9 protein-coding genes and 1 pseudogene are annotated in these 11,294 nt (G+C 75.1%); 5 read left to right on the top strand and 5 right to left on the bottom strand.

The genetic code is table 11. From position 1 onward, the window contains the following. Positions 1-132: 132 nt before the first annotated feature. Complete coding sequence (gene fes / locus HZS56_RS27320) at positions 133-1,491, bottom strand: enterochelin esterase (protein WP_216723447.1); 1,359 nt, start codon at positions 1,489-1,491, stop codon at positions 133-135. Between the two features lie 270 nt (positions 1,492-1,761). Between fes and HZS56_RS27315 the strand changes: the two genes are divergently transcribed. The 3 genes from HZS56_RS27315 (at position 1,762) to HZS56_RS27305 (ending at position 5,027) form a co-directional block, all read left to right on the top strand. Continuing rightward, positions 1,762-2,142 carry a DoxX family protein gene (locus tag HZS56_RS27315; protein ID WP_216723446.1) on the top strand — a complete coding sequence of 127 codons (381 nt, stop codon included), beginning with the start codon at positions 1,762-1,764 and terminating at the stop codon, positions 2,140-2,142. After that, on the top strand, positions 2,139-2,606 hold the full coding sequence (locus tag HZS56_RS27310; protein WP_216723445.1) for a peroxiredoxin: 468 nt from the start codon (positions 2,139-2,141) through the stop codon (positions 2,604-2,606). The genes HZS56_RS27315 and HZS56_RS27310 overlap by 4 nt, the downstream gene beginning before the upstream one ends. Positions 2,607-2,678: 72 nt before the next feature. After that, on the top strand, positions 2,679-5,027 hold the full coding sequence (locus HZS56_RS27305; protein WP_216723444.1) for a SpoIIE family protein phosphatase: 2,349 nt from the start codon (positions 2,679-2,681) through the stop codon (positions 5,025-5,027). 19 nt (positions 5,028-5,046) lie between these two features. On the opposite strand, the pseudogene HZS56_RS27300 reads toward HZS56_RS27305, so the two are convergent. Both HZS56_RS27300 and HZS56_RS27295 read right to left on the bottom strand, forming a co-directional pair. After that, positions 5,047-5,732, bottom strand: a pseudogene (locus HZS56_RS27300) (DNA polymerase ligase N-terminal domain-containing protein). A 49-nt stretch (positions 5,733-5,781) separates the two neighbouring features. After that, positions 5,782-6,612, bottom strand: a complete 831-nt coding sequence (locus HZS56_RS27295; protein WP_216723443.1) for an aldo/keto reductase — start codon at positions 6,610-6,612, stop codon at positions 5,782-5,784. A gap of 280 nt (positions 6,613-6,892) precedes the next feature. Between HZS56_RS27295 and HZS56_RS27290 the strand changes: the two genes are divergently transcribed. Continuing rightward, positions 6,893-7,813: a TauD/TfdA dioxygenase family protein gene (locus HZS56_RS27290; protein WP_308408169.1), complete on the top strand. Its 921-nt coding sequence runs from the start codon at positions 6,893-6,895 to the stop codon at positions 7,811-7,813. Positions 7,814-7,883: 70 nt separating this feature from the next. Here HZS56_RS27290 and HZS56_RS27285 read toward each other — a convergent pair whose 3' ends face one another. Both HZS56_RS27285 and HZS56_RS27280 read right to left on the bottom strand, forming a co-directional pair. Then, the gene (locus tag HZS56_RS27285; RefSeq protein WP_216723442.1) at positions 7,884-8,639 is read right to left on the bottom strand and encodes a dienelactone hydrolase family protein; all 756 of its coding nucleotides are present in this window, start codon (positions 8,637-8,639) and stop codon (positions 7,884-7,886) included. Between the two features lie 116 nt (positions 8,640-8,755). Further along, a complete protein-coding gene (locus tag HZS56_RS27280) occupies positions 8,756-9,376 on the bottom strand; it encodes an L-threonylcarbamoyladenylate synthase (RefSeq protein WP_216723441.1) in 621 nt (206 codons plus the stop codon). 239 nt (positions 9,377-9,615) lie between these two features. Between HZS56_RS27280 and HZS56_RS27275 the strand changes: the two genes are divergently transcribed. Continuing rightward, positions 9,616-11,112 (top strand): helix-turn-helix domain-containing protein, encoded by a 1,497-nt coding sequence (locus HZS56_RS27275; RefSeq protein ID WP_216723440.1) that lies wholly within the window; start codon positions 9,616-9,618, stop codon positions 11,110-11,112. The last annotated feature ends 182 nt before the right edge of the window (positions 11,113-11,294 follow it).

Raw genomic sequence — 11,294 nt, 5'->3', positions numbered from 1 at the left:
CCCCCCCCCCCCCCCCCCCCCCCCCCCCCCCCCCCCCCCCCCCCCCCCCCCCCCCCCCCCCCCCCCCCCCCCCCCCCCCCCCCCCCCCCCCCCCCCCCCCCCCCCCCCCCGAGTCGGTGAAGGGGCCGGTGTTCAGGAGGCGGGCCGGGCGCGCCGGAGCGTGCCGGTGCCGGCGCCGCTGCCGAGCAGCCGCACCAGACCGGACGCGAGGGCGCCGTGCCAGCAGGCGTAGTCGTGGCCGCCGTTGTACGCGTCGTGGGTGACCCGGTGGCCCGCCGCGCGCAGACTGTCGTACAGGGCGCGGGTGTGGCCGACCGTGGCACCCTCGTGCAGTCCGACGTCCAGATGGACCGTCAGGGGCCGCGTCGTGCCGGACGCGAAGCGGCCGGCGAGCCACGGGGCGCCGTGCACCGGGGGTTTCGCGGCGGCCGGCGGCGGCAGGCCGGGGCGCCACCACAGGGAGGCGGACTGGGCGAGGACGTTGCCGAAGCGGTCGGGGCGCAGCAGACCGGCGTACAGCGCGGTCATGGCGCCGAGGCCCTGACCGGCGACGACCGTGCGTTCCGGCGCGGTGGTCAGCGGCCAGCGGCCGGCCGCCCAGGGGAGCAGTTCGTCCGCCAGGAAACGCACGAACGGCTCCCCGCAGCCGAGGTCGCGCCACCGGGTGCTGCGGTCCACCGCGTCCGGGGCGACCACCGCCAGGGGCGGCAGCGCGCCGTCGGCGACCAGTGCGTCCAGGGTGTCGCCGAGGGAGAACCGCCCGAACCACATGTCGCCGTCGCACACGACCGCGACCGGCAGCGGTGTGCCGGTCCTGTCCTGGCCCGGCGGCAGGTACACCCAGGTGTCCCGGTCGCCGACCGGGTCGGTGCCCGGCACCCGGTGCCGCTCCACCCGCCCGGCGGGCACCGTGCCCCGGCGGCCGTACCACGGCTCGGGCGGGGCGCCGGGGAGGGCGAAGACCGATCCGTCGGCCGGTTGCCGGCGCGTCGCCACGGTACGGGGGTTGAGCGGGTCGGCCGCAGCGTGCACGGACAGCGACCGCAGCCGCTGCTGAAGGGCGACCGGGTCCACCGGCACCGACCCCAGTGAGATGTCGGCGGCCATCCGGTAGGAGCCGCGGTGGTCGGCACGCAGGCGCAGGCCGAGGTGCCAGACGTCGGTGCCGGGCACCCGTTCGAGGAGCGAGGCGGCCAGCCGGTCGCTGTCGGTGATGCGGTTGGCGCAGAGCAGCACCTGGCGGGTGGTGCGGTGGCCCCGCCACAGGAACGTGACCGCCCGGTGGTCCGGGTCGCCGTCGAGTTCCTCGACCAGCGGGGTGCCCCGGTGCTCCACCTCGCCCCAGAAGGCCGCCGTGAGCGCCGTCCGCCGGGCGCCGTCGCCCGCCTCGCACTCCTCCAGGAGGCGGGCCAGGCGCGGGCCTGTGACCCGGACCGGTCGGACGTCGGGCGCGTCGGCATCGTCGGCGACGGGGTGGGGGCGCGTGGGCATCGGTGTTCTCCGTGAACCACTGGTCGGAGGGCGGGCAGGGCGGCGAAAGCTGCCGACCGCATCGTCAGCAGCCTTGGTTAGGTAAGCCTAAGCTAAACACATGTCTTCTGGAGCGTGTGCACTGCATCCGGCCGATTCCGCACGGCACGGCGCGGCGGTCCGCGGCGCCGGCGCCGCGGCGTGTGCACAGGGGGGCGCCGAGCCGTGCCGGTGGCGGCACGCCGCTTACCGTTGAGTAATATCGCGCGTCAGGCCCCCGGAGGAGGAACCGTGTCCCGGTCCGAACGCTCGCCCCTGCTGCTCGCCGGCCTGCTGGCCACCGCGGGCGCAGCCCATTTCGCCCAGCCCCGAACCTTCGACGCGATCGTGCCGCGCTCGCTGCCCGGCACGCCGCGGGCCTGGACGTACGCCAGCGGCGCCGCCGAATTCGCGCTGGCCGCCGGTCTCGCCCTGCCGCGCACGCGGAAGGCGGCCGCGCTGACCGCGGCCGTGTTCTTCGCCGGCGTCTTCCCCGCCAACGTCAAGATGGCCTGGGACTGGCGGCACCGGCCCGCGTCCCAGCGGGCGGCCGCCTACGGGCGGCTGCCGGTACAGGTGCCGCTCGTGCTCTGGGCGCGCGGTGTCGCCAGGAGCGCCGGGGGCCGGTCGTGAGCCGGGTCCCCGCGGTCGGGGACGCCGTCGAGGACTTCACCCTGCCCGACGAGACCGGCACCCCGCGCAGCCTGTCCGCACTGCTCGCCGACGGCCCGGTCGTGCTGTTCTTCTACCCCGCCGCCCTGAGCGCCGGCTGCACCGCTCAGGCCTGTCACTTCCGTGACCTCGCCGCCGAGTTCGCCGCGGCCGGTGCCCGCCCCGTCGGCGTCAGCGGCGACCTCGTCGAACGGCAGCGGGAGTTCGCCGGGCGCCACACGCTCGGCATGCCGCTGCTGTCCGACCCCGACGGCGCGGTCCGCGAGCTGTTCGGGGTGAAGCGCGGGATCGGTCTCGCCCCGACCAAACGGGTCACCTTCGTCATCGGCCGGGACCGCACCGTCCTGGAGGTCGTCCGCAGCGAACTGCGCATGAACACCCACGCGGACCGCGCCCTGCGCGCCCTGCGCGTACACCGCTCGTAGCGCTCCGTCCCGGCTCCACCCGTTGCCCCGTCGCGGTTGAAACCATGCGGTATCGGGTCAATCCTGGACGCTATGGAGTTTGTCTCCGCCGCGGCGACCTTGGACGTCCACGGCACTGTGACGGGGTGGAGCGAGGGTGCCCGACGGCTGACCGGGTACCCGGCCGACGAGGCAGTGGGACGGCACGCGCGGGAAATGCTGGCCGAGGACCCGCCGGCGGACGCTCTGCCCGGGCTGGCGGGCACGGTCCTCGTGCGACGGCGCGAGGGGACCGTCGTCGAGCTGTGCCTGCGGGGCTGCGCCGTGACGGGCCCGGACGGGCGACCCACCGGGTACGTGGTCAGCACCGAACCGCCCGCGGCCGGGACCGCGTCACCGGCCGACCGGGCTTTCGGACAGGCGTCGGTTTCGATGGCCGTACTCGACGCCCGGCACCGCTACGTGTGGCTCAACGACGTGGCCCGCCGGGAGCTGGGCGGCCCGGGGGAGGCGCCGGTCGGCCGGTACCTCACCGACACCGTGGGGGCAGGCGAGCACGGCCGTGACTTCCTCACCCACCTGCACCGGGTCATGGAGACGGGCAGGCCGGTGCGCTACGAGAGCCCCCCGGGTTCGCCGCCCACGAGCCCGTGCCGGGACCGGGTCACGGAGATCTGGCCGGTGCGGGACGACGCCGGAGAGCCGGCGGGGACCGCGCTGGCGGCCTTCGACAGTACCGACCAGCACCGGGCACGCGAACGGCTGGTCCTCCTGAACGAGGCGGCGGGCGCCATCGGCACCACGCTGGACCTCGCCCGCACCGCCGAGGAGCTCGTCGACGTCCTGATCCCCCGCTTCGCGGACTTCGCCAGTGTCGACCTGCACGACTGGGTGCTGGGTGCCCGGGAGACACCGCTGGTGTTCAGCGAGGAGGTCGTGCTGCGCAGGGTCGCCCACGGCTCCGTCGTCGCCGGCACCCCCGAAGCGGTGGTACCGCTGGGGCAGGTGGACGTTCCCCCGGCGCTCTCGCCCCCCGCCCGGGCGATGCAGGAGGGCCGGGTGTTCATCGGCCAGGCGGGCGAGCGGTCGTTCTCGCGTTGGGTCGCCGAGCGGACGTCCCGCACACCGGCGGGCCCCCGCGTCGGGCCGGCCGCCCACTCGATGATGGCGGTGCCGCTGCTGGCCCGCGGCATCACGCTGGGCGTCCTGGTGGTCATGCGGACCGGCCAGCCCGAGCCCTACGGTCCCGAGGACGCCCTGTTCGCGGAGGAACTCGGCAGCCGGGCGGCGGTCTGCATCGACAACGCCCGCCGCTTCGCCCGCGAGCGGTCCACCGCCCTGGCGATCCAGCGCAGCCTGCTGCCGAAGGAACTGCCCGGCCAGGCGGCGCTCGAGGTGGCCCACCGCTACCTCCCCTCCGCTTCGGCGGCGGGCATCGGCGGCGACTGGTTCGACGTCATCCCGCTCTCCGGGTCCCGCGTCGGCCTGGTCGTCGGCGACGTCGTGGGCCACGGCATCCCGTCCACGGCGACGATGGGCCGCCTGTGCACGGCCGTCCGCACCCTCGCCGACGTCGACCTGCCGCCCGACGAACTCCTCACCCACCTCGACGACCTCGTCATCCACCTCGCCGCCGGTGCCGACAAGGACCGCGGTGAGATCGCGGAACTGGGCGCCACCTGCCTCTACGCCGTCTACGACCCCGTCTCCCGGCGGCTGGCCCTGGCAGCCGCCGGACACCCCGCGCCCGCCGTCCTGCTGCCCGACGGCACCACCCGGCTCGTCTCCATGACCGCCGGCCCGCCGCTCGGCGTCGGCGGGCTGCCCTTCGAGTCGACCGAGCTGGAACTGCCCGAGGGAGCGGTCGTCGCCCTCTACACCGACGGACTCGTCGAGGACCGCGACCGCGATCCCGACCACGCCACGGCGGAACTGTGCCGTGCGCTGGCCGCGCCCGCGACCTCCCTCGACGCCCTGTGCGACGGCGTGCTCAAGGCCGTACTGCCGGAGGAGCCCGGCGACGACGTCGCCCTGCTGCTGGCCCGCACCCGGGTACTCGGCGCCGACCGGGTGCACACCTGGGACATCCACCCCGACCCCGCGCACGTGGCTGCCACCCGGCGGTCGGTGAGCGAACAACTGGCGGCCTGGGGCCTCGACGAGACGGCGTTCGTCACCGAACTGGTCGTCAGCGAACTGGTCACCAACGCCATCCGGTACGGCGAACCGCCCATCCGGCTGCGCCTGATCCGCCACACGGCCCTCATCTGCGAGGTCTCCGACGCCAGCTCCACCTCACCGCACCTGCGCCGGGCCCACGCCTTCGACGAGGGCGGCCGGGGCCTGATGCTGGTCGCCCAGCTCACCCAGCGCTGGGGCAGCCGGCAGACGGACTCCGGCAAGACCATCTGGGCGGAACAACCCCTGCCCCCGCCGGGCTGAGCGCGCCGGACCGGCGTCCCTACGCCGTGCGCTCCTCGGCCGCGACCCGGCCAAGGGTGCGGCCGGTGCGCGCGGACCGGGCCCGGCGGGGGTCCGGGGTGCCGTGGTCGCGTCCGTCACCGGCCGTCTTCACCAGCAGCCACGCGGTGTCCTCGCCGGCTCGGCCGGCTCCGCCGTCGCGGCCGCCGCGGAACCGGGTCAGTGCGTACTCGCCGTGCAGCTTCGCGCCGTGCAGCCGGAACCGGGCGTGGCCGCGCTCCAGCGACTCGGCGAAGTCCACCGGCCGCCCCCGGCGGTCGTGGCTCAGCGGCTCGTAGGTGCCGCGGTCCCAGACGATGACCGTGCCGCCGCCGTACTCGCCCGCCGGGATCACGCCCTCGAAGTCCTCGTACTCCAGCGGATGGTCCTCGGTCGGCACCGCGAGGCGCTTGTCGCTGGGGTCGCCGGACGGGCCCTTCGCACCGACCAGGACCTCAGCACGTCACCCACCTGCAGCCGGAAGTCGAAGTGCAGGGTGCTCGCGTCGTGGATCTGCACGACGAAACGGTGCTCCCCGCCTCCGGCGGACTCCCCGCGCCCGGCGCACTCCCCGCCTCCCGCGGATTCCCCGCCTCCGGTCGATTCCCCGGGCCCCGCCGGCTCACCGGTCCGGCCGAAGTCCCGCTTGCCGTGGTAGTCCCGCAGTCCGTCGCCCTCGCCGCCCATCCGCCGCTCCTTCCCGGAGTTCCACGCCGACGGGCACCGGGTACCCGCGTCAGAACTCCTCGTGCACCTCCGGGTCCCCGCCGATCCGGCGGTGCGCCCGGTCCGCCACCGTGCGCATCTGCGCCTCGTCCAGTTCAAAACCGAAGACGTCGAGGTTGGCCCGCTGCCGTGCCGGGTCGCCCGACTTCGGGATCGGCACCGCGCCGAGCTGGGTGTGCCAGCGCAGCACCGCTTGGGCCGGGGTCACCCCGTGCGCCCCGGCGACCGCGGCGACGGCCGGGTCGTCCAGCAGGTCGCTGCCGCGGCCGAGCGGACTCCAGCTCTCGGTGCGGATGCCCTTGCGCTCGTGGTAGGCCCGCAGCTCGTCCTGCGGGAAGAGCGGATGCAGCTCGATCTGGTTGACGGACGGCAGGACGCCCGTCTCCTTCTCCAGCCGCTCGATGTGCTCCGCCGTGAAGTTGGAGACGCCCACCGAGCGCACGAGTCCGTCCTCGCGCAGCTTGAGCATGGCCTTCCAGGAGTCGACGTACTGGTCGACGCGGGGCAGCGGCCAGTGGATGAGGTACAGGTCGACGTAGTCCAGGCCGAGCCGGGCGCGGGACTCCTCGAAGGAGGCGAGCGTCTCCTCGTACCCGTGGTGCCGGCCGGGCAGCTTGGTCGTCACCACGATGTCCTCGCGGGGGAGCTGCGCGGAGGCCACGCCGCGGCCGACACCGGTCTCGTTGCGGTAGTTCGCCGCCGTGTCGATCAGGCGGTACCCCGTCCGGAGCGCGTCGCGGACGGCCCGCTCCGCCTCGTCGTCCGTCATCGGCCAGGTGCCCAGGCCCAGAGCGGGGAGCGTGGTGCCGTCGTTGAGCGTGTACGCCGGGATGCCGATCACTGGGGGGACCTTTCCTCGACCGTGCGCGGCGGTCGCCGCCACTCCAGCCTCGCCCACACCCGGTCCGGTGATCAACCGGACGGCGCGGAACAGGGTCTGCCACGATCTGACCATGACAACCGACGAGACGACGGACAGGACGGCGGACCGGACGACGGCGCGCCGGGCGGCGGAGGCGGACGGCGCGGCACGGCGCGACGGGCAGGAGGCGGCGGTCCAGGAGACGGCGGCGCGGGAGACGGCGGTGCGGGAGACGCAGGCCAAGGACGCCGGGATCGAGGTGCGGCCGGCCGCCGGGCACATCGGGGCCGAGATACGCGGCCTCGACCTGGCGGCCGGGCTCGGCCCGGCGCAGATCGAGGCCGTCCGGGCGGCCGTACTGCGCTGGAAGGTGGTGTTCTTCCGCGACCAGCACCTCGACCACGCCGGCCAGGTCGCGTTCGCCCGCCTCTTCGGCGAGCCCGTGGTCCTGCCCCGGCGCGGCAAGGCGTCCCCGGCCGGGTTCCCGGAGATCGAGACGACCGCCGACCGGCTCGAACTGGGCGGCCGGTTCGGGATGGACCACGAGGAGTGGCTGCGGCGCCGGCGCCACACCCTGCTGCGCGGCTGGCACTGCGACCACGGCGCCCGCGTCGACCCGCCCGCCGCCACCATCCTGCGCGCCGAGACCGTACCGCCGTACGGCGGCGACACCACGTGGTCCAACCTGGCCGCCGCCTACGCGGGCCTGTCCGCCCCGGTGCGCGCGTTCGTCGACGGACTGCGCGCCGAGCACCGCCTCGGCGTCGGCTACCAGCCGCGGCCCGGCGACGACGCCTACGTGCGCCACCTGCTCGACCACCAGACCGCGACCGTGCACCCGCTGGTCCGTGTCCACCCGGAGACCGGGGAGCGGGTGCTGTTCGTCAACGGCTACTACGTCGAACAGATCGCCGGTCTCTCGCGCCCCGAGAGCGCGGCCGTCCTCGGCATGCTCCTGGAGCAGGCCACCCGTCCCGAGTACACGGTCCGCTTCCGCTGGGAGCCCGGCAGTGTCGCCTTCTGGGACAACCGGGCCACCATCCACCTCGCACCCAGCGACAACGCCCACCTCGACCACCCGCGGACCATGCACCGCGTGATGCTCGCGGGCGACGTACCGGCCGGCGTCGACGGCACCCCCTCCGAGGCCCTCGTCGGCAGCGCACCGGGCCGCTGGTGACGGCGAGTCCTCCTCAAGGGCCGGCCCGCCCGGCTGCCGCCCAGGGCGGGCCGGCCGGGTGGCGTCGCGGTCAGAACGTCCGGCGCAGGAGGTCGAGCAGGGCCGCCCAGTGCCGCTCCGTCGCCTCCGCGTCGTAGGCCGCCGTGTCGGCCTGCGTGTAGCCGTGGTGGGCGCCGGCGTAGACCTCGCAGCGGTGCCGGCCGCCGGCCGCCGTCAGGGCCGTCGCCAGCCGCTCCTGCTGCTCGGCGGGCATGCCCTGGTCCTGGTCGGCGTGGGCGAAGTACACCTCGGCGGTGATGTCCCCGGCCACCAGGTGCGGGCTCTGCGGATCGTCGGTCGCCAGGTGGGCGCCGTGGAACCCGGCGGCCGCGGCGACCCGGTCCGGATAGGTGCCGGCGGTGCGCAGGGCGAGTGCGGCGCCCATGCAGTATCCGGTCAGCGCCACCGGACCGCCGGCCGCCGCCGGGCAGTCGGCCAGCCACCGCAGGTAGGCGTCGGCGTCCCGCATCGCCCGCTCGGGCGTCAGCTCCCGGAAGGCCGGGCCGAGCTGCTGGAACAGGTCGGGCCGCGCGGACGGGTCGATGAACTCGGGCAGCTCCACGACCGGTGCCCGGCCGTTGCGGTAGAAGACGTTCGGCACCAGCACCGTGTACCCGGCACCGGCCAGCCGGTCCGCCATCCGCCGCAGTTGCGGACGCAGCCCGAAGGCGTCCATGTAGAGCAGGACCGCCGGGTGCGGTCCCCCCTCGGCGGGGTGCGTCAGGTAGGAGTCGGCGATGCCGTCGGCGGTGGAGACGTCGACGACGGTTCCCTGTACGGCGGTCATGGCGGGCCAGTCTCTCTGTCGGGTGCGCACGGGCGATCCGCCGGCGTGCCCGCCGGCGGATCACGGCCATCGTGGCACGACCGCTTCCGGACAGGCGCCCGGCTCCGCGCGGGCCGTTACTCGAAGCGCGCCGTGTCGCCCGCGCCGCGCCGCACGATCTCCGCCTCGCCGCCCGAGAAGTCGACGACCGTGGTCGGCTCGGTGCCGCAGTCGCCGGAGTCGATCACCGCGTCGAGCACGTGGTCGAGCCGGTCCTTGATCTCCCAGCCCTGCGTCATCGGCTCCTCCTCGCCGGGCAGCAGCAGCGTGCTGGACAGCAGCGGCTCACCGAGCTCCGCGAGCAGGGCCTGGGTGACGACGTGGTCGGGGATGCGCACCCCCACGGTCTTCTTCTTCGGGTGCTGGAGCATGCGCGGCACCTCCCGCGTCGCCGGCAGGATGAACGTGTAACTGCCCGGCGTCGACGCCTTGATCGCCCGGAACACGTCGTTGTCGATCTGCACGAACCGCCCGAGCTGCGCGAAGTCCTGGCACACCAGCGTGAAGTGGTGCCGGTTGTCCAGCTGCCTGACCGACCGGATCCGGTCGGTGCCGTCGCGGCTGCCCAGCCGGCAGCCCAGCGCGTAGCAGGAGTCCGTCGGATACGCGATCAGCGCCCCCGAGCGGACGCTGTCGGCGACCTGGGCGATGCTGCGCGGCTGGGGGTTGTCGGGGTGCACGTCGAAGTACTTCGCCATTCACCGAGCTTATGCCCGTACCTGGCCCCCGGCCGACACACCCGGTCGGACGGGGTGCGGCGGCCCGCGGAACCGGCGTCCTTCCGCGCAGGGGCTGCCGGGCGGGCCATGAGGTAACGTCCCCGGTTCGGGCCGGGGGCGAGCGAGGACGACGAGGGAAGGCCGACGTGGCGGGCCGGGAGTATGCGAGAGAGCCTGGACAGCAGCGGGAGTATGCGAGAGAGCCTGGACAGCAGTGGGTGGCCGGGACCGACGGGTACGCGGGCTGGGCACAGGAACTGCTGGAACACCTTCGGCCGGCTGGGCGCGATCCGAACCGGGTGATGACCTGGCTCGCCCGTGCCGCGCACGCCGCGGTGACGCTGCAGGACGGCGCCGGGCACCTGCTGGCCGGCACCCGCGCCGCGCTGGACGCCGGCCTGGTCGCCGACATCACCACCGGCCGGATCGCCTCGGCCGCCCTGGAGGACCGGGGCCGCCACCTGCGGCTCGTCCGCGTGGAGCGGCCCCACCCCGCACCGGCCGCCGTGCTCGCGGTGGCCCGCGAGACCCCGTTCGACCGGCGCGCCTCCGACATCGTCACGCACACCGCCCAGGTGCTGGAGCTGCTGCTCGCCGGCCACGAGTCGACCGTGGCGGGCCGGCGGCTGCGGCGGGCCACCTCCGACCTCCGCCTGGCCATCCTGCAACTGCTCATGGTCGAGGACACCGTCTCCGCCCGCCGCGTGGCAGCCGGACTCTGGCCCGGCCTGCTCGACACCGAGACGGCCTGTGTCTACGTCGTCGAGAGCGACCCCCGCGAACGCGACAGGCTGGCCGAGGAGTGTCTGTCGGCGGCGGGGGAGCGGGCGCTGGTCGTCCGGTGCCCCGCGATGGACGGACACGTGATCGTCCTCGCCCCCCGCGACACCGCCGGCCAGGAGCTGCGCACCCTGGTCGGCGGCCTCCCCGGTGTCTTCCTCGGCGGCAGCTCCCGGCAGAGCCTCGCCCGCACCGCCGCGGCGTACGGGCAGGCCGTGAGCGCCCTGGCCGTCGCCCGGTACCGGCCGGAGCAGGCGGCCGTGTATGCCGAGCGCACCCGCCCCGAGCGCCTGATGGACCCCGCGGCACTGCACGGCTGGACGGCCCGGGTGCTCAGTCCCCTCGACGCCCTCTCCCACCACACCCGCGCCGAGCTGCTGGCCACCACCCGGCTGGGTCTGGAGTTCACCGCCGTCAACACGGCGAAGGTCCTCGGCGTCAGCCGCAACACCGTCCGTGCCCGGATGGACCGGGTCGAGTCGCTGCTGCGCACCGACTTCACCGGCCTGACCGTCCGCGCCGTCGTGCACCTCGCCCTGAACGCCGAGGTCGGCCTGGCCGAGGCCCCGTCCCACACGGACGCCCCGCACGGCACCGCCGGCCTCTCCGACCTGCTGTCCGGCCCCGCGCTGCGCACCTGGGCCGCGGAACTGCTCGGCCGCCTCGACCCGGACGGGCGGGACCTGAGACGCACGCTGCGCACCTGGATCGCCGTCGGCGGCAACGCCGAACGCGCGGCCCAGCGGCTCGGCATGCACGCCCAGACCGTCCGCGAACACGTCCGCAGCGCGGAGCCCGTCCTCGAACGCCAGCTGCTCGCCTCCGGCGGCGACCTGTACGAGGTGGTCCTGGCCCACTTGGTGGCCGGGGACCTCGACCAGCCGCGGCTGCCCGGGACGAAACCGGGCCATCCGGACTCACCTGTGCACGGGTGAGTCATTACGCCCCGGTAGGGGGCATGGACACGATTCACAACGGTGGAGGCCCCCGCGTAGGTTCGACGGGCGCGGGGGCACGACCGGTACGGGGGACCGGTCGCGCCCCCGCCGCCGTTGTGTCCCGCGGCCGTTGTGTCCCGCGGCCTTTCGTCCCGCCGGCGTTCCGTCCCGCGGTCGGC

The sequence above is a fragment of the Streptomyces mayonensis genome (assembly GCF_018982965.1).
Lineage (GTDB): Bacteria > Actinomycetota > Actinomycetes > Streptomycetales > Streptomycetaceae > Streptomyces > Streptomyces mayonensis.
Note: the sequence above shows the minus strand (reverse complement) of the source record. Positions and strands in the feature narration are given on the sequence as shown.

Excerpts from the sequence above, each read along its gene's own strand:
- fes (WP_216723447.1), bottom strand. The coding sequence starts at position 1,491 with ATGCCCACGCGCCCCCACCCCGTCGCCGACGATGCCGACGCGCCCGAC.
- HZS56_RS27305 (WP_216723444.1), top strand. The coding sequence starts at position 2,679 with ATGGAGTTTGTCTCCGCCGCGGCGACCTTGGACGTCCACGGCACTGTG.
- HZS56_RS27285 (WP_216723442.1), bottom strand. The coding sequence starts at position 8,639 with ATGACCGCCGTACAGGGAACCGTCGTCGACGTCTCCACCGCCGACGGC.
- HZS56_RS27280 (WP_216723441.1), bottom strand. The coding sequence starts at position 9,376 with ATGGCGAAGTACTTCGACGTGCACCCCGACAACCCCCAGCCGCGCAGC.